General features: G+C 44.1%; 5 protein-coding genes. 1 reads left to right on the forward strand and 4 read right to left on the reverse strand.

What is annotated here, in order from left to right; translation table 11 throughout:
• Positions 1 to 6: 6 nt before the first annotated feature.
• From K6969_RS08555 to rplK, 3 genes are all read right to left on the reverse strand, one after another.
• A complete protein-coding gene (locus tag K6969_RS08555) occupies positions 7 to 15,714 on the reverse strand; it encodes a Rib/alpha-like domain-containing protein (protein WP_321537394.1) in 15,708 nt (5,235 codons plus the stop codon).
• A gap of 560 nt (positions 15,715 to 16,274) precedes the next feature.
• Positions 16,275 to 16,964, reverse strand: a complete 690-nt coding sequence (rplA, locus tag K6969_RS08560) for a 50S ribosomal protein L1 (RefSeq protein ID WP_004194879.1) — start codon at positions 16,962 to 16,964, stop codon at positions 16,275 to 16,277.
• Between the two features lie 40 nt (positions 16,965 to 17,004).
• On the reverse strand, positions 17,005 to 17,430 hold the full coding sequence (gene rplK, locus K6969_RS08565; protein ID WP_002935890.1) for a 50S ribosomal protein L11: 426 nt from the start codon (positions 17,428 to 17,430) through the stop codon (positions 17,005 to 17,007).
• 154 nt (positions 17,431 to 17,584) lie between these two features.
• Here rplK and K6969_RS08570 point away from each other — a divergent pair, with 154 nt between their 5' ends.
• Positions 17,585 to 17,953 (forward strand): DUF3397 domain-containing protein, encoded by a 369-nt coding sequence (locus K6969_RS08570; protein ID WP_004194874.1) that lies wholly within the window; start codon positions 17,585 to 17,587, stop codon positions 17,951 to 17,953.
• 631 nt (positions 17,954 to 18,584) lie between these two features.
• On the opposite strand, the gene K6969_RS08575 is transcribed toward K6969_RS08570, so the two are convergent.
• On the reverse strand, positions 18,585 to 19,706 hold the full coding sequence (locus tag K6969_RS08575) for an IS110 family transposase (protein WP_321537345.1): 1,122 nt from the start codon (positions 19,704 to 19,706) through the stop codon (positions 18,585 to 18,587).
• Positions 19,707 to 19,739 lie beyond the last annotated feature (33 nt).

Genomic DNA, 19,739 nt, shown 5'->3' on the forward strand with positions numbered 1-19,739 from the left:
TGAGAATTAGTTCTCATCTTCTCTTTTTGCTTTTCTAAACATAGCTACGCCCGCTAACAGAGCTAAACCAGACAGAACTAAGATAGGAGAACCATTTTCACCTGTTGCTGGCAATGGTTTCTTAGCTGCTCTTGTCGAAGAAGCAGATCCTGGCAATACTTTTGTAGTACCACTTGACTGACTTACGCCAGAGTCTGGACTAACTGTAGAATCTGTAGCAACTACTTTCGTAGCAACAATCTGATCCACGGAACCATCTGGGTAAGTAATGGTCACTGAACCATCATTGGCTACCTCAATCTGAGTACCTTCTGGAAGAGTGTTATTCTTACGGATAGCAGTTTCTACCGCTTTCTTCTCAGCATCTGTCAATTTCGTCAAGTCTTTAACCTTAACTGCCAAGTCATTTGTTGGAGTAAGGCGTTCTGCAGAAGACTTGCCTGCAGGTACAGATTTAGCATCTGCTACATTTGAACCTTGCTTCAATTCTTCTTCGTTTGTAAAGCCGTCTTTATCCTCATCTGCTGTCAAGTCGTAAGCTGGCAAGCTATGGCTTACACCTTCACCATGTGCCACCTGAAGAACTGTCTGATCAGCAGGGAGTCGACCAATAGAACCATCTGGGTAGGTGATAGTTACTGAACCATCATTGGCTACCTCAATTTGAGTACCTTCTGGAAGATCCTTATCTTTACGGATAGCAGTTTCTACCGTTTCCTTCTCAACATCTGACAATTTCGTCAAGTCTTTAACCTTAACTGCCAAGTCATTTGTTGGAGTGAGGCGTTCTGCAGAAGACTTGCCTGCAGGTACAGATTTAGCATCTGCTACATTTGAACCTTGCTTCAATTCTTCTTCGTTTGTAAAGCCATCTTTATCCTCATCTGCTGTCAAGTCGTAAGCTGGTAAGCTATGGCTTGTGTCTTTACCATTTTGAGCATCCATAACAGTCTTAGTTGGCAAGATTGTATCTGTTGACTTGTCTGGGTAGGTAACAGTAACTGTACCATCATCTGCTACGCTTACTTCTGTACCTTCTGGAAGAACATTGTCCTTACGAACAACATCTTCCAATTCTTTCTTCTCAGCATCTGTCAACTTAGATGCATCCTCAACAGCAATTGGTTTCTTCACTGTTGGAGCCAACTCTTCTGCAGTTTGTTTTGGTTGAACAAGTAATGTAGCCGCTTGACTAGATGGTACTCCCTCGTTCTTAGCAACAACTGATACTGCAGTGCCACCTTCCATTTCTGATGTAGAAATGCTGATTGTGCCATCTGGGTTAACAACAGCAATTGAAGTTTCTGGAAGAATCCAATTACCAGTTGCATCCTTGTTAGCTGTTACAGTGATTGGGGTTTCGCTACCAGCTGGTGTGAAGGTAATATCAAGGCTTGTAGCATTTTCCGCAGGAGGAGTTATAAGGACATTTCCGCTACCATCAAGGGCTAGTGATGGAGTCGCTGGAACTTCAACTACTGGTGTATCAGTGCTTGCTGGTTTAGCTGGTACATAAGTTGCAGAAGCTTCATCAGATGGAACTTGACCATTCTTAGTAACTACTGAAACTGCTGTGCCATCTGCTACCTTATCAGCTGGGATGGTAATAGTGCCATCTGGGTTGACAACAAGGCCTGAATCAGCTGGTGCTGTCCATGCGCCAGTTGCATCCTTACTTACAACTACAGTAACTGGTTGGCTTGCGCCTTCTGGAGTAAAGGTAATGTCAATGCCTGTAACATTTTCCACTGGTGGAACAATTGTTACGCTACCATTTTCATTGGTCTCTACGCTTGACTTAGCTGGAGTTTCCGGTACTTGAGGAGCTGGATCATTTGATGTCAAGTCGCCATTCTTAGCTACAAGACCTACTTGTCCTTCAGTACCATCTGCTAGCCTATCAGCTGGGATGGTAATAGTGCCATCTGGATTGACAACAAGACCTGAATCAGCTGGTGCTGTCCATGCGCCAGTTGCGTCCTTACCAAGCGTCACAGTAACTGGTTCTGTCGCACCTTCTGGTGTGAAGGTAATGTCAAGACCTGTAACATTTTCAACTGGTGGAACAATTGTTACGCTACCGTCTGCATTAGTAACTGATGTTGGCTTAGCTGGGATAGCTGGAAGTTCTGGAGTTGGAACAGGAACAACTGCTGAGCCTACTTCTGGTGAAGATACTGAACCATTCTCAGCCACTACCGTCACGGCTGTACCATCGGCTACGTTTTCAGCTGGGATGGTAATAGTGCCATCTGGATTGACAACAAGACCTGAATCAGCTGGTGCTGTCCATGTACCAGTTGCATCCTTACTTACAACTACAGTAACTGGTTGACTTGAACCTTCTGGTGTGAAGGTAATGTCAAGGTTGGTTACATTGTCAGTTGGTGGTGTAACAACTACAGCACCTGAATCTGTTGCTGTAACTTCTGGCTTGCTTGGTGCAACTGGTGTTTCTGGAGTTACTGCTGGAACAGGAACAACTGTTGAACCTACTTCTGGTGAAGATATTGAACCATTCTCAGCCACTACCGTCACGGCTGTGCCATCTGCTACTTTTTCAGCTGGGATGGTAATGGTGCCATCTGAGTTAATGACAAGGCCTGAATCAGCTGGGGCTGTCCATATGCCATTTTCATCCTTACTTACAACTACAGTAACTGGTTGGCTTGCGCCTTCTGGAGTGAAGGTAATGTCAAGGTTAGTTACATTGTCAGTTGGTGGTGTAACAACTACAGCACCTGAATCTGTTGCTGTAACTTCTGGCTTGCTTGGTGCAACTGGTGTTTCTGAAACAGGTTTAGCAGCTTTGACTGTGTCTGTTGGCTGGATAGTATCCGCTGACTTGTCTGGGTAGGTAACTGTAACTGTACCATTGTCTGAGACTGTAACCTCTGTTCCCTCTGGCAAGTCGTTTGAATCCTCAACAGCTTTCTTAACAGCTTCTTTCTCTGCATCAGTAAGCTTGTCTGGGTTCTTCACTTCTACTGGCTCAGTTAGACTTGGGGTTAATTGACCTGCGCTATCTTGACCTGCTGGAGTTGAAGATGGATCTGTGGCATTTGTACCTGCTTTCTCCTCTTCCGTATCAGTGAAGCCATCCTTGTCTGTGTCCTTAGCGACTTTGACTGTCTCTGCTGGCTGGATAGTATCTGTGGACTTGTCTGGGTAAGTAACTGTAACTGTACCATTGTCTGAGACTGTAACCTCTGTTCCCTCTGGCAAGTCGTTTGAATCCTCAACAGCTTTCTTAACAGCGTCTTTCTCTGCATCAGTAAGCTTGTCTGGGTTCTTCACTTCTACTGGCTCAGTTAGACCTGGGGTTAATTGACCTGCACTATCTTGACCTGCTGGAGTTGAAGATGGATCTGTGGCATTTGTACCTGCTTTCTCCTCTTCCGTATCAGTGAAGCCGTCCTTGTCTGTGTCCTTAGCGACTTTGACTGTCTCTGCTGGCTGGATAGTGTCTGTGGACTTGTCTGGGTAGGTTACTGTAACTGTACCATTGTCTGAGACTGAAACCTCTGTTCCCTCTGGCAAGTCGTTTGAATCCTCAACAGCTTTCTTAACAGATTCTTTCTCTGCATCAGTAAGCTTGTCTGGATTCTTCACTTCTACTGGCTCAGCTAGGCTTGGTGTTAATTGACCGGCGCTATCTTGACCTGCTGGAGTTGAAGCTGGGTTAGTTGCGTCTGTACCTGCCGTTGCCTCTTCTGTATCAGTGAAGCCATCCTTGTCTGTGTCCTTAGCGACTTTAACTGTCTCTGCTGGCTGGATAGTGTCTGTGGACTTGTCTGGGTAGGTTACTGTAACCGTACCACTGTCTGAGACTGAAACTTCTGTTCCAGCTGGTAAGTCGTTAGTTTCCTCAACAGCTCTCTTAACAGATTCTTTCTCTGCATCAGTAAGCTTGTCTGGGTTCTTCACTTCTACTGGTTCAGTTAGACCTGGATTTAGACGATCTGCACTATCTTGACCTGCTGGAGTTGAAGATGGGTCTGTTGCGCTTGTACCTGCCGTTGCCTCTTCTGTATCAGTGAAGCCATCCTTGTCTGTGTCCTTAGCGACTTTAACTGTCTCTGCTGGTTGGATAGTGTCTGTGGACTTGTCTGGGTAGGTTACTGTAACTGTACCATTGTCTGAGACCGTAACCTCAGTTCCCTCTGGCAAGTCGTTTGAATCCTCAACAGCTTTCTTAACAGATTCTTTCTCTGCATCAGTAAGCTTGTCTGGATTCTTCACTTCTACTGGTTCAGCTAGGCTTGGTGTTAATTGACCGGCGCTATCTTGACCTGCTGGAGTTGAAGATGGGTCTGTTGCGCTTGTACCTGCCGTTGCCTCTTCTGTATCAGTGAAGCCATCCTTGTCTGTGTCCTTAGCGACTTTAACTGTCTCTGCTGGTTGGATAGTGTCTGTGGACTTGTCTGGGTAGGTTACTGTAACTGTACCATTGTCTGAGACCGTAACCTCAGTTCCCTCTGGCAAGTCGTTTGAATCCTCAACAGCTTTCTTAACAGATTCTTTCTCTGCATCAGTAAGCTTGTCTGGATTCTTCACTTCTACTGGTTCAGTTAGACCTGGATTTAGACGATCTGCACTATCTTGACCTGCTGGAGTTGAAGCTGGATCTGTTGCGCTTGTACCTGCTTTTTCTTCTTCCTTGTTGCTGAAGCCATCCTTGTCTGTATCAGTGTCCACTGGAACGAAAATCTTATCTTTCGAACCATCTTGGTAGGTCACTGTTACTTCGACACCTGCTTGGCCATTCTTCTGAAGAACAACTGGATTTTCAATTGAAAGATCCACAGCTGGCTTGTCACCATCTGCTGTCAAGGCAGGAACGTCAACATTTGCCAAGATCTTAGCCTGATCAGCTTCTGGAACAGCTGTACCATTGTCAGTCGCTACAGAAACCAGAACAGGATCAGTAGACTTCAAGACAGGAGTGTAGGTCACATTGTCCGCTGTCTTAATCGGAACAAGAATAGTATCTGCCGTACCATCTGGGTAGGTTACTTTAACCGCAACAGCTGGCTGGTTGTTTGGACCTTCTACAATCGTAGGATCCTCAATGCTTGCTGTACCACCCTTGGTATCTACATTGTTCTTGATCGCTTCAAGATCTGCTGGCTCTTCTACTTGAGCACCTACCGCCGGAGCATCCATAACGCCAACTGGAGTTTGGCTCTTCAAGCTTGGCTCTTTGGCCACATTGTCCGCTTGTTTCACAGGAACCTTGATGATATCTTTCGAACCATCTGTATAGGTCACTGTCACAGGAAGAACTGGTTGGTCACCATCCATTTCCACTACAGCGTCATCAGCGATGCTTGCCTTGCCACCTTCTGGAACGACAACCTTGTCAAGGATAACATTCTGATCTGCTGGATCAGTGATGCTTGCACCTGCTGTAGGATTTTCTGTAATAACAGCTTGAGCTGGTTTGCCCGCTTCAGCTTCTTTCAGACTTGGTTCCTTGGTTGCACTTACTTTTTGTACAATCGGAACATCCACTGTATCTGTCGTACCATCTGCATAGGTCACAATAGCCTTGACAACTGGCTGACCGTTAACTTCTTCTACCCGTGGATTTTCTGGAAGGCTGACAACAGGAGCTTTCTCACCAGCAGCCACTTTCGGTACTGGTACCGCTGCAATAATCGCATCCTTGTCATCCTGGCTAGTAATAGCTGTACCTGGAGCCGTCGCAGCATCAACCTGAACAGGATCTGTCACTTGACTTGGTGTGTACTTGCTATTGTCTGCACGTTTGACCGGAACAGAAATCGTATCTGTCGTACCGTCTGGGTAAGTCACTGTTACTGGCACAACTGGCTGACCATCTTCACGGACAACAGTAGCGTCATCAGCAATCGTAGCATTTGCACCTTCAGGAACTTTAACCTTAGCAAGAATAGCTTGCTTGTCATCCGCAGGAACTGTTGTACCTGTTGTTGCAGCTGCCTGGATTGGCACTGGAGTCTGGTCTGTCAAGCTTGGCTCTTTGACAACGTTGTCTGCCTGTTTAACTGGCACTTCAATCGTATCTTGAGTACCGTCTGGATAGGTTACAAGAACATTGACAACTGGTTGACCAGCATGAGGACCATCTTCCTTACCAGCAACAATGGTATTATTCACCACTTCAGCCTTACCTGTCTTCGGATCTACCTTAGCAACAATAGCATCCAAGTTGGCCTTATCTGACACCGTCAAACCAACAGTCGCTTCTGTCAGAATTGGCACTGGATTGGTATCTTTCAGACTTGGATCCATAGCCAAATTATCAGCCTGTTTCACAGGAACATTGATGGTTTCAGAAGTACCATCTGGGTAAGTCACTGTCACTGGAACAACTGGTTTGTTGGTCAATGGATCGTTGGCAACAACTGCACCATCCGCAACCTCAGCTGTCGTACCTGCTGGCAACTTGCTCAAGTCAACCTTAGCAGCAATAGCTTCCTTGTCCATTGGGTTGTTGATTGCTACACCTGGAGTTGGATCGATGGCTACCAAAACTTCAGCTGGTTTGCCAACTTCTGGATCTTTCAGGCTTGGAGTATTTGTCTGGTTATCTGCTTGTTTCACAGGAACTGGGACAATATCTTTAGTGCCATCTGGGTAGGTCACTTCTACATTGACAACAGGATTGCCAGCTTGATCCAGAACCACCTTAGCAGGTTCTGCTACTTTGACAGATTGAGGAGGGTTTGGAAGACCAGCTACATTGACCTTGTCTGTAATCAGTTTCTTATCTGCATCTGTCTCTACTGGAGTATTTTCAGCGACTGGAACACTGATTGGAGCTGGTTTTTCAGGAGCTGTAACCGTTGGGGTGTTGGCTTCATTGTCCTTCTGGTTAACTGGAACAGGAATCACTTCGCTGGTCTTATCTGGGTAAGTCACTGTTACTTCAACGAATGCCTTGCCATCAACCACCTTCACTGGTGATGTGATTTCCTTAGTAACCTTAGGAGCCTGACCACCATCTACAGCTGGGACTGTCACACTATTTAGGATAGCTGGCTTATCAGCTTCCGCAATCGGTGCATCTGGCGCATCTGAACCAGTAATGGCTACCGGTGCTTCTGCAGCTGGTGCTGTTGGGGTGTAGGTCTCGCTATCTTTCTGGTCAACTGGAACCTTGATGATTTCAGAAGTACCGTCTGGGTAGCTTACAAGAACTGGGACAACTGGTTTGTCACCATCAAGCTCAACCTTAGCTCCATCTGGAACCTTAGCTGTGGTATTTTCTGGCAACTTGCTCAAGTCAACCTTAGCCGCAATAGCTGCCTTATCTGTATCTTGTACAGGTGTTTCAGCCTTAGCTGGTGTATCGGTCAAGACAGGTTGATCCGCATCTGTCAAGCTTGGTGTGTGCTTCACACTGTCTTTTTGAACTACAGGAACATAAACTGTATCTGTCGTATTGTCTGGATAAGTCACGGTCACTGGAACAACTGGTGTACCATTTCGATCAATAACCTTGGCATCTGCTGGTAGGCTTGCTTGACCACCTGAACCTTCTGGAATCACCACAGTATCCTTGATGGCTTTCTTATCATCTTCTGACAAGGTGCCGTCTTGAACAGCTGGTGCATCCACTTGAACAGCCTTTTCTGGTACTGTTGGGTTGTGGGTTTCGTTATCTTTCTGGTTAACAGGGACATTGACGGTTTCAGAAGTGCCGTCTGGGTAGCTTACCTTCACTGTCACATACGGACCATCTGGGCCTTCTGTCACTGGCGAAGCGATTTCCTTAGTTACTTGAGGAACTTGACCACCATCTACAGCAGGAACTGTCACGCTATCAAGGATCGCTGCCTTATCTGTAGGATCAGTGATTTCTGTACCTTGAGTTTGTGGAGAAGTAATCGCTACAGCATTGTCCTTGTCCGGTGCTTCTGGGTTGTAAGTCAAGTCATCCTTCTGGTCAACTGGAACCTTGATGATTTCAGAAGTACCGTCTGGGTAGCTTACAAGAACTGGGACAACTGGCTTGCCATTTTCAAGCTCAACCACAGAATCATCTGGCACCTTAGTCTCTGTACCTGGAGGAAGAGTTGTCTTATCAACCTTGGCTGCAATAGCTGCCTTATCAGTTTCTTGAACTGGCTCATTTGCCTTAGCAGGTGTGTCGGTCAAAACTGGGCTGTTTGCCTCTGTCAATACTGGGGTATGCTTGGTGCTGTCTTTTTGGACAACAGGGACATCCACTGTTTCAGTCGTGCCGTCTGGGTAGGTCACAGTCACTGGAACAACTGGGGTACCATTTCGGTCAACAACCTTGGCATCCTCTGGAAGACTTGCCACACCGCCTGAACCTTGTGGAATCGTCACAGCATCCTTGACAGCCTGCTTATCAGCATCGGACAAGCTAGTGTCGGTCGTTGCTGCTACGTCCAATTGAACTGGCTTAGTAGGAGCTTCTGGGTTGTGGACTTGGTTGTCAGCGTGTTTGACAGGAACTTCAATCTTCTCTTTAGACTTATCTGGGTAAGTAATTTCTACTTCGACAACTTTCTTACCTTGATTTGTACCTGTACCGTCTTTGACTGGCGAAGCAATCGTCTTAGTCACTTCTGGCTTAGTGCCATCTGGAGTCGCTGCTGGGACATCTACATTGGCAAGAATAGTTGCGTCATCTGGGCTGGTAATCTGAGTGTCGTTTGTTGGCTCTACAGAGATAGGAACCTCTTTAGGATTTACCAAGTTTGGTGTGTAAACAGCTCTGTCATACTGGCGAACTGGTACCTGAACCTTATCAACTGTGCCATCTGGGTAACGAACTTCTGCTTCAACGACAGGCTTATCGCCAACCAATTTAACAGCTGCCTTTTCAGGGACATGAATCTCACCATTTGAACCTGCTGGTACATTGACACCGAACTTCAAGGCTTCTCTTTCTTCAGCAGAAAGGGTTTGACCTGGCGTCACTGGACTATCCAATGGTACTGGTGTTTCTTTAGCAGTCGCATCGTACTTGGTGCTATCTTTTTGGACAACTGGTACTTCTACAATGTCAGTCGTACCATCTGGGTAGGTCACCGTGGCTTTGACAACTGGATTACCGTTCACAAGCTCAACCTTAGCATCTGGTGCAAGACTTACCTCACCACCAGAGTTTGCTGGCACAGTCACTGCATTCTTGACAGCTTGCTTATCAGCATCTGATAGGGTGCTGTTGGCAGTAGCTGGGGCATCCAATTTGACAGATTCAGCTGGTGCTGTTGGGTTGTGGGTTTCATTATCCTTCTGATCTACTGGGACATAGACAGTGTCTGTTGTCTGGTCTGGGTAGGTCACCGTTACCTTGACAACTTGCTTGCCATCTCGTTCTTCAACCACAGGATTTTGGTCAAGACTTGGTGTGCCATTAGAACCTGTCGGAACAGAAACCTTGGCAAGGATAACATTCTTATCATCCTGTTCTGTGATTTGTGTACCAGTCTCATGGCTAGCCTTAATAGCAGCTGGAGTGTCTGGATTTGTCACAGTCGCATCATGCTTAGCAGTATCTCTCTGACGAACTGGTACTTCAACGTTTTCTCTTGAACCGTCTGGGTACTCAACTGTCGCTACAACAACTGGCTTGCCTGTATTGCCATTTGTGCCATCTGTCACACGAGCGTCCGCTGGAACTGTAACGGTTGGCTGACCACTACCTGAGTAGGTCGGAACAGTTACCGCTACCTTGACTGCATTGCGCTCTTCTTCTGTCAATCCTGTACCTGCCGTTGCAGCAGAGTTGATCGGTGTTTCAGTCACTACTGGTGTGTGCTGAGCACTGTCTTTCTGCTTGAATGGTACGGTCACCGTTTCAGATGAGCGGTCTGGGTAAGTGATGGTCACTCTGCCGTCTTCGGCAACACTAAAGTCTGTATTTTCAGGGAATTTAGATGTGCCTTCTGGAGTTTTGTTTGCCTCTTTGAGGGCATTGATCAAGGCAGTCTTATCTGCGTCTGTCGTTGGACGTGCGCTATCGATAAGGGCTGGAGCTGTGTCAGCTGGTGGGGCAACCTCAATGTGAGCTGCCTGAGTTGGCCATGTAGCTCGAACCGTCACTGTCTTTTCTTGAGATACAAAGGACTGCTTGAAGCTATCTGGTGCACTTGCATGGGCTTTTGTGCGAATGGTTACTGAAACCTCTACATTCTGACCACTTGTAGGAGTATTCGTTGGAATAATGACATCAAAATCAATCATATTGTTCTGACCTGTACCAACGTCGAAGTTGATCTTAGGTCTAACATCCTCAGGAGTCAGTGCTTGACCAAAGACTTTTGAAATAGCTGTCTCTGGCTGGTTAACAGTGGCATCAACAATACGAACAGCGAAATCATTTGTCGCAGCACTTGCTTGATCTAAGTTATCCAAGGCACGAAGCTTACGGGTATGTTTGCCGACAGCAGAATTTGTTTTACCAGAAATCAAGGCTGCTTTGCCATTATTTTCCTTGTCTTTTTCACCAACCGTCAAGCCCATCTCATCTGGAGTTCTTCCATCCGGAGAGACGATTTGGACATCCTTAATTGATTCGTTGTCCATAAAGCCTCCCAACTCCACTGGGGTGGTCATATCTGTATTTTTGAAGACAACCAAATCATGTGGTTGGGTAGTTACTGTTGGAAAACCTGATTTAAGCGGTACATTTACGACTTCACTAGACCCATCACTGTACCTAACCGTCACCGCACCATTAGGAGCAACATCATAATTGGTATCTGCTGGTAGTTTCCCTGGGTTGGCTGCTTTAAGTGCATCGATGATGGTTTGTTTTTCATCCTCTGCTACAGTTGTTCCCTTGACTTGAACAGCTTCTGGTGCTACCAAATCAGTACGAGCCGCAAGGGTATCTTGATAAACCACCTTCACATAGTTCTTAATGGTTTGTCCCCAAATGTTGGTCGTGGTTACTTCTGCAAAGTAGGTACCTTGGGTTGGAAGACCTGCTACACCATTTGTAACTGGTGTTACACCTTGTCCATCATTTGTAGAGCTGTAACCAGTAATGGTACGGGTGTACTGAGCTTTTTCAGCTGAGTTGCTGCCGTCTGGAACTGTAAAGGTCTCTGGAACAGAAGTATCACCACTGCGCGCATCAATGGTCAACTTTTCAAATATAGCTGTTTCCGTCAATGGCTGACCATAGGTACCAGCCACAGGATTTGCCTGAGTGCTATCCACCAACTTGTCGGTATAAGATCTGAAGTGGAAGTAAACTGGCGCACCTTGCTTGCCATGTTGGTCGACAGGCTTGACCATAGCAACCCAACCTTGACCTGGATTAAGAACATTGCTAGGTGTTCCTGATAGGGTGCCGTTTGGAGACACTTTTATACCGATTGAGCGACCATCAATGTTTATAATATTGATTTCTCGAAGGGTATCTCCATCTGGATCCGTCATCTTAAGGAAGCCCATATTGCCAGCTTCAAGTTCTTGTCTGGTCTTACTTGCACGACCTTCTGGAATTGATTGGTTTGCAAATACGAAGACAGTTGGACGGTTGTAGTCCGTACGATTATTATCTGGAATTTCATTAACGCTGATCCAACGTTTTGGTCCAAACTCTTCAACATGTGCTACTGGAGCTTGGTTGGTTTTTGATACCTGCTGTGCTGTAAGCGTATCTGTCTTGCCACCATGTGGGTAGGTAACGGTTACCTGACCGTTGTTTGCAACTACGATCCGTACTTGCTTAGATTGCTCGCCATTGGCAACAGCGTCAATCGCTGCGATGTGTGGGTTGGCAGTTCTGACAGCCTGCTCAATAGCAGCCTTCTCAGTAGGCGACAAACTGCTTGGGTTGTTGACAGAGACTTTGGCACTTTCTTCTGGCACTACCAGAGGAGCCACAACCGTGAAGGTGATATTGGCAAAGGATAGGTTTTCAGGCATCTTATGACCTTTATTACTATCCGCTACTCGCAACTGGTAGGTTGTCCGTGTCAAAGTATTTGTAGCAGTCCCTGAGAAACCGAGGGTCCCAGTGTTTGAACGATTTCCTCTATTAGGGAATGGCTGAGGATTGGTTGGGGTCACTGTCCAAGCATTGTTATTATCACCATTTGTAATACCCAAAACCGCTGGTGTCCGTGACTCAGCATTGGCAAGTTCACCATCACGATTTATCTTAATACTGATAGAATCTTTATCAATATTTCCATCCGTACCAAAGAGAGAGTTGTCACTGATTGGAACGCTGATGTTATACGATTGATCTTTAATCAAAACATGCTCCGTCTCAGCTACCGTCGGTGCAATGTCATCCTTCATATTGTACCTGAAGGTGAACTGATTAGAACGAGCATTGTCTACGTTTGCAACCGTGAATTTCAACTCAAGGTTTTCTGCACCTGTTTCTTTCAAGGTACCATTTGGATCAATGGTTGTGAAATAACCAATTGCTTTGTTTTCTTTTTGTTCTGGATAAGCTACAAACTTGATACCCACCATGGTCATCAAATTCTTAGACTCTTCTGTGAATTCCACACTAGCTGGACTCACTGCAGACTCATTATCGACTACAATCATCTCTACCAGACCAGTTGTGTTCTGACCATAATCTTCAGCAGTTGCTGTAGCTACTGTATCTGGAGTTGCTATCTTTTTACCAATGGTGCTGACACCATGGATTGGTACATCACTGTAATTCGTTAGATTTGCACCACCTAATTCAGACGGTGGAGTTTGATCCACTACTCGTTCTGGTGCATGACCATCTAGGGCAATTCGGGCTGCCTGAAGTTTCCCTAGGGCTTCGTCAACTTCAGCCTGAGTTGCTGCTGGGTTAGCCTTGTCATGAACTTCTCTAGCCTTGGTAAGGGCTTGTTCATAGGCTTGTTTCTTGTCCTCGCTAGCATAGATATACTCTGCATTGGCTGAGTCTTTCACCTGACTAGAGCGATCAATCTCAGCCTTGAGGTTGGTCTTGTCTACATCCTTGGTGACTGGTTGAGTTGAGCCACCCAAGCCACGGATTGCATCGGTCAAGTCTGAGATCAATTGGCTAACTGGTACCGTTGGTAATTCTCCGCCTTTTGGCGTTACCTTCTTGGCAGCATCCAAGGCAGTATTAAAGGCATTTTGCTTAGCACTATCTGCTCTTGAATAATCACTTGACTGCTTGATTGTTTCTGCTTGCGCCTCCAAATCCTTCAAGTGCTTCATATCACCATCTAAGCTACGGGCGGTCGCTAATGTATCTGTCACACCTTCTTGAGATTTATCCGCTTCCAATCTTGCTAACAAATCTTCTTTTTGTTTGTCATTGAGGTTGGTAAGTTTGTTGATTTCTTCCTTGGCTTTGACATAATCACTGTAAGCTCGGGCTTGATCTACCGCATTGGTAATCTCTGCTGGAGTTTGGGCGTTATCAACCGTTCGGATAAACTCATTTTTCTTGTCTTCTGGTAGACCAGAGATAGCATTGATATCACGTTTGGCCTGATCTTTCAGAACCTCCGCCTTGGCACTCTCTAGGATGGCTTCAATCCGTTCAGCTGGGGTTTTACCATCTGAGCTGATGTCATTACGGTTGATATTATTGAGATTTTGGAGCAATTCATCCTTGTTGCTTGGGGCTGAATCCATATTATTAAGCTGATCCAGAGCGTTTTGTTTTAAGTTATCAAAGGATGCTTCTTCAATAATAGCTTTGATTTCCTCTGGTGTATTTGCGCTGTTGATTCGATCCAAGAAAGGACGTTTTTGATCATCATTTAATTTATTAAGACCGTTGATGGTTTCCTTGGCCTTATTCCTCATATTTGTTTTGTTGAGGTTCTTGGCTTCATCGAGTTTCTGCTCAATTGCAGTAGTAGCCGTCGCACTAGTGACGGCATTGATTGCTTGGGTCTTCTCATCATTAGAAAGGTGAGGAAGGGCATTGATTTCCTTGATAGCCACTTCTTTTTTCTTATCTAAGGCATTCTTCTCATTACGTGCCTCGGCAATAATCGTTTCAATAGCCTGCTGGCTTTGAGCCTCATCGATTCTACGCTTCCATTCAGCAGATTTACCGTTGATGTTACCAATACTGTCGATGGTTTTCTTAGCTTCATCCTTAGTTGTCTTCAATGGATCTTCTTGGTAGAAAAGCATAGCTGGTGTCAAGAGACCGTAGACTTGCGTATTGACTCCATTACGAGGTTTTATATTCACATTCTCGTATTCCTTAGTAGGTCCGCTGAGTTCAATCCCCTGAATACGCTTATTGTTGCTTCCTTCAACATATTTAATCTGAGCTGTTAGAAACTCTGCCTTCCAGTTTTGTGTACCATACAAACGTGCTCCATTATAGAATCCCCACGCATTACTCCAGCTTTGGAACGTTTTGTTCAAGCCGAGGAATGCTGTCATCTGTTCATTCCACTTATTAAGGTAAAGATCTGCATTCTCGATGTTAATCAAAGAGTCAACTGGTTTCTTAGCCGGCAGGTTTAATTGATGGTTTTCATTAGCTAAACCAACCATCTCATATCCTGCTATTCCTTGTCCCTTATTGACAAAAGCAGTCTGTACCGGCGAAGCTGTTGCTGTTCCACCTGTCGCATTATTAATTTTATAAACCAACTGGTTCATCGGGATAGTCTTTTGTGATCCATCCTTGAAGTAAAGGGTAGCATTGCCACCGATACCATCAGTTGATACCGTCACATTTGTAACCAGTGGATGTATACCATAGAAGAGGTCTGGGTTGGCATTTTCGATATTTTGCTTGATAGTATTCCGTGTCTGGCTACCTAGGTCTTCTAGTTTGGTCACCCCATGACGAGCAGATGGGTTAATGATGGACTTGTCTGCTAAAGTGCGGGTATCTGGCGTTGTTCCATACTGAGCCAAGAAGTTAGCATGACCATTAGCAATATCAACATTGACACCCAAGATAAAGTTCATCGGAGCGTTGCCATCTTTGACACGTGCTCGGAACTTGTAGACAAACTTATCCGTTGACGCTGGATATCTATTGAGATAAAAAGTCCGTGATTTGTCTTTAAAATCACGATTCACAGTTTCACGAACATCTACACCATTGGTGTTGAAATACGAGAATAGGCGGGCCCAATCTTGGTTATTCCACTTATCTTCACTTTGCCAACCAATAGTATCCTTGACCGCATTGTCAGGGCCTGTAATTTTTTTGTATGAGTCTCCTGACAGCAAGTCTGGTCTACCGGCGATGAAACGGGCATCTGCATAAGCTGGCCAAGTCCCCCACCAGGTTGTCCCAACAGATGGCTGAGTATGCCACCATGTACTAAAGGTTGTTTTTTCTTTCAGTGCCTGATTTCCACCGGCATTGTAATAGATTTCCCTAGTAATAGACTCTGGTTCGTAGAGGGAATCCGGAATATTAAAACCGATAAAACGGCGGTTAGTATAGTTGTCTCCGTCTTCGTTAAATGTCAAGGTAACATCAACATAGTGTACTACTTGTCCATTTTCAAAAACCTCTACAGGACTAGTGTCAATTTTAAAGTCTCCTGCACTTGATAAGGCTTTAGGGGAACCGTTACGAGCATAACGAATTTCCACACCCGGCTCATAGTCAGTACCGGCATAGACTTGTTCAACACCATTTAACACCATTCCACTACCGATAACCAGTGAAACAACACCGATTGTCAACTTACGAATACCAAATCGACTGCGCTTTTCAAAGTTAAAAGCTTCTTGACGATTCAACTTATTTCGTTTAATTTTAAACAAATTCATTTCCTCCTATTTTTGGCATTGACGGAAAAGGAACTAGACTGTAGACAATTAAATCTAGAACTAGTTCAGTTCACACATCTTATAAGTATCCTCCTCTCTTTTCCAACTGAAGCAACGACAAAAGGCGGAAACTTCTGTCCGAAGTCCGCCACAAAAAAACTATAGAAGATTAAAAAGACAGTCTACACCTGTCTGTCTGTCTGTCTGTCTGTCTGTCTGTCTGTCTGTCTGTCTGTCTGTCTGTCTGTCTAATAGTAAGATAAATCATAAGAACTGTCAACTCCTTATATCAATGCACTACGCTTATTTTACCATACATTTTAATTTTTTTCAAATATTTTTGCGATCGATTACAGAATCGCAGACAAAACTTTCGAGCAAGCGTATGTTTTATAGTAATTTGAATTAAGAGAAAGACGTTTTTGAGTTATAGTATCAGTAACCCATTTCTAAAATAACTTTAGAGTTCTCAAATTGATAAACTCAGATGTGTACTGTTTCTAATTCCTATTCCTTATAGAAAAAAGATTGCCCTAAGACAATCTTTTTATTGATTAAAGTGAGTTAGGATCAACTTTGATACCAACACCTTGTGTTGTTGTAATAGATACTGAAGTCATGTAAGTACCTTTAGCTGTAGCTGGTTTAGCTTTAGCCATTACATCGTGGAAAGCTTTGAAGTTTTCAACGAGTTTGTCAGCGTCAAATGATACTTTACCGATAAGAGCTTGTACAATACCTGCTTTGTCAGCACGGTAAGTGATTTTACCACCTTTAGACTCTTCAACTGCTTTAGCAACATCCATTGTTACTGTACCAGTTTTAGGGTTTGGCATCAAGTTACGTGGACCAAGTACACGACCAAGACGTCCAACAACAGCCATCATATCTGGAGTTGCGATAACAACGTCGAAGTCCAACCAACCACCGTTGATTTTAGCAACGAGGTCATCTTCACCAACAAAGTCTGCACCAGCAGCTTTTGCTTCTTCTGCTTTAGCACCACGTGCGAAAACAAGAACGCGTGAAGTTTTACCAGTACCGTTTGGCAATACCATTGCACCACGGATTTGTTGGTCTGCTTTACGTACGTCGATGTTCAAGTTGTAAGCAACTTCAACTGACGCATCAAATTTAGCGAAGTTAGTTTCTTTTGCAAGAGCAACAGCTTCTTCTACGCTGTAAAGTTTTGTGCTGTCGATTTTTTCAAGAGCAGCACGCAAGTTTTTGCTTTTTTTAGCCATGTTATATGTCTCCTTGTAATCAGATAATCTTGGGTGCTACTTAGTCAGTAACAGTGAATCCCATAGAACGAGCAGTACCTTCGATCATACGCATTGCTGCTTCAAGAGATGCAGCGTTCAAGTCAGGCATTTTAGTTTCAGCAATTTCTTGTACTTGTGCACGAGTAACTGTTGCAACTTTAGTTTTGTTTGGTGTACCTGAACCTTTTTCAACACCTGCAGCTTTTTTCAAAAGAACAGCAGCTGGTGGTGTTTTAGTGATGAAAGTGAATGATTTATCTTCATACACAGAGATAACTACTGGGATGATCATACCAGCTTGGTCAGCTGTACGAGCGTTAAACTCTTTTGTGAATCCCATGATGTTGATACCTGCTTGACCAAGTGCTGGACCGACTGGTGGAGCTGGAGTAGCTTTACCTGCAGGAATTTGAAGTTTTACGAGTTTTTCGACTTTTTTAGCCATGATATAAAATCCTCCTATTGTGGTTTTGGCGGTAATTAAAGATTTTTACCTCCCACAAATATGTGTTTTACACATACCTTTTCATTATACACGAATTTCAAAGAAATGCAAGCTTTAGGTTTACTTTTTTTCACATTTTTTATAGAATGAATGTATGTTTGAATCGATTATATTTTTAAAAATAGTAGCCTTTCTATTTATCTTTCTAACCTTGGCCATTTCGATAATTGCTGTCAAGTTTTTTAGGTTGCAAAACCGAGGATGGAACTTTGCAGACATTGCCTTTCCTCTCTATGCAATTGAATTTTATCTGATTTCGGACAAGGCCTACTATAACAGTCTACTGCCTCAGCTTGTCCTAGCCCTCTCACTACTAGCGATTGGTCTTTGTGGTTTCTTCCTTTTAAAGAAAAAGAATTTTTTATATCGCCGTTTCTTCAAGGTTTTCTGGCGAGCTAGTTTTATCTTGACTTTTTTGATGTATCTAGCTTTGGTTATTGCGGTCTTCACTTTAAAATCCTAAAATCATCCATCCTTTCATAGATGGCATAATAAATCCCCATTGCAGGCGCAGTGGGGATTCTTTTTTATACTAAATCAGACAAGGCGACGTAGATGTATAGTCGAATGAATTAGCTTTCAAACAAGGAACTGAGGTGCAGGTTGCTAGCACAGCCTAGTGGCTGTGCTAGGTTGGAGATATAACTTGCAAAGCAAGTCACTTCTGCAGAGTACGGCAATCCGAAAGTGACGATGTTTCAAAGTTAATTCAAATGACTGATATGTAAAGCCCTTTGTCAAGTAAAAACAATCGAACTGATTAAAAAATGAAAAGTATCTAGAAAGAGCCTAGTTCTTAGCTTCGGGCATTGGCCACTCTGATATTCGTGGATTGGTTACCTACAGGTCAATGGTTCTGCCGCGAGTCCTACTCTCTATAAGCGTGGATCACAATTGTGCCACTTAGTCGTTTCGTAGATGACTCAAACCTTGAAGTCCTAAACTCCTTCAAGATACTTTCCATTCAAACATGATTTCAATCCTTATTTCTGTCCAAATTCACCCAGTGATTTTGGATAGAAATAGGGATTCCTCATCGCTCTGCGATGATAAAACTTAATGGTCAAAAGTGTACATGAAAACAAGCGCTAACTTCAAGCTATTCTTCCTGTCATCATCCCCCAAATAAAACCAGACAATTCTCGTGCAATAGCTGTTTTAGCAACATTTTGTTTCTTATTTTTTCCTAGAACAAGTGTGCGATAACGTCTTCTTAAGCGTTCATTAGCCTTATCCGCATAAGCAATCACCTCCACTCGGTTTCCACTTTGTCTCCTTTTCAATTCTTTGGATTTATACCCAATCGTCCCCTTAGCCAATGATTGTGCAGCTTCTATCAGAAGTCGTCTCACATGGCTATTCCCAGCTTTGGTGATAGCACCTCTTCTCTCCTTGTCGCCGCTAGAATTTTCGCTAGGAGTTAGCCCAAGATAAGAAGCAAAATGTTGAGCTGTCGCAAAGCGATTAAAATCACCGATTTCTGTCACAATGGAAAGAGCAGTTAGTGTTTTAATGCCAATAAAGCAAGAAAGCCGTGAGACCTTCTCTTGATAACTGTCGCTTTGACCCAGTTGCTCAATTCGTGCATCATACCGTTCTATTTGATCTACTAATTTCTCATAGGTCAATAGATATTCTGTCAAAATCTCTGCGTAAAGTCCCTCAGGTTTTAGGGAACGGAGCCAGCGAACATGTTTCTGTGTCCAATTACTGCTTCCCTCGGTATAGCGAAAATCATGTCGGAGACAGAAGGCAAGAATTTGTTGTTTGATTTTCTTCAGAGCCACTTTGTGGTCTGTTCTCATACGGATATATTCTTTGACTTGTTCATCCTCAGCAGTAGGAATATGAACAGGCTGATAGCTACGAAAGGCCAGAGCTTTTGCGAGCTGAGCCGCATCTTTCTTATCAGTCTTAACACGCTTAGATCCTTCCTTCATTACCGTTGTAGGTGCCATCACGATACAGGGAATCCCGTGAGCTTGTAGCTGGTGATATAGGGTAAATCCGAGGCATCCAGCTTCGTAGCCACATAACACTTCTGCATCTTGACCATATAAACGACGAAGCTCATTCACATAGTTCACAATATAGCTAACATTTGGACTAACTTTAGTGCTATGTTTGAATTGATTGGTCATCATATCATAATAGCAGAGTGAAAAACTTTCTTTGTGAACATCCATTCCGATGAAAAGTGTGGTAAAATGAAACATATAAGACCTCCAATTGAGTGTGGTAATTCCTGT

Origin of the sequence: Streptococcus suis, assembly GCF_019856455.1 — a bacterium.
Classification (GTDB): domain Bacteria; phylum Bacillota; class Bacilli; order Lactobacillales; family Streptococcaceae; genus Streptococcus; species Streptococcus suis_AE.

Bases quoted from the DNA above. Each gene is read 5' to 3' on its own strand.
- rplK (WP_002935890.1), bottom strand. From the start codon at position 17,430: ATGGCTAAAAAAGTCGAAAAACTCGTAAAACTTCAAATTCCTGCAGGT.
- rplA (WP_004194879.1), bottom strand. From the start codon at position 16,964: ATGGCTAAAAAAAGCAAAAACTTGCGTGCTGCTCTTGAAAAAATCGAC.
- K6969_RS08575 (WP_321537345.1), bottom strand. From the start codon at position 19,706: ATGTTTCATTTTACCACACTTTTCATCGGAATGGATGTTCACAAAGAA.
- K6969_RS08570 (WP_004194874.1), top strand. From the start codon at position 17,585: ATGTTTGAATCGATTATATTTTTAAAAATAGTAGCCTTTCTATTTATC.